Raw genomic sequence first — 609 nt, 5'->3', positions numbered from 1 at the left:
ACCTCGGGTTCGAGGTGAGCCGCCACGGAGAAAGCCAGACGTACGCGCATGCCACTGGAGTAGTGCTTCACGGGCGTGTCGATGAACTTGCCGATTTCGCTGAATGCCACGATGGCATCGAATTTGCGGGCGATCTCGCTGCGTTTCATGCCCAGAATGGAGCCGTTGAGATAGACGTTCTCCCGGCCGCTCAGTTCAGGATGGAAGCCGGTGCCGACTTCCAAGAGGGAGCCCACCCGTCCCCTTATGGTGGCGCTTCCGGACGTGGGCTCCGTAATGCGCGACAACAGTTTGAGCAGGGTGCTCTTGCCGGCGCCGTTGCGGCCGATGATGGCCACTACTTCACCTTCACCCACCGTGAACGAGACATCCCGTAGTGCCCAGAATTCTTCATCGAGGTCGGCGGCGGCGGCGGCGTTCCCCTGAAGCAACCTGCCGATACGTCTGAACGGTGCCGTAAGGCCGGAAATGACTTTCTCCTGGATAGTCAGATCCTGATTGACAACCTTTCTGACGTGATACTTTTTCGAGAGCTGGTCGACGGTGATGACATTAGCTGCCATGGATCGATTCTCCATTACCGAGCGGAAGAACGATATGGTTTCGCCA

General features: G+C 58.0%; 1 protein-coding gene. It reads right to left on the bottom strand.

From position 1 onward, the window contains the following. Positions 1 to 563, bottom strand: a 563-nt coding sequence (locus tag KDM41_18530; GenBank protein ID MCB1185421.1) for an ABC transporter ATP-binding protein, incomplete at its 3' end; no start/stop codon positions are given. Positions 564 to 609: the final 46 nt, after the last annotated feature.

The sequence above is a fragment of the bacterium genome (assembly GCA_020440705.1).
In the GTDB taxonomy this organism is placed as follows: Bacteria; Krumholzibacteriota; Krumholzibacteriia; order LZORAL124-64-63; family LZORAL124-64-63; genus JAGRNP01.
This window is presented reverse-complemented; position numbering and strand designations above follow the sequence as displayed.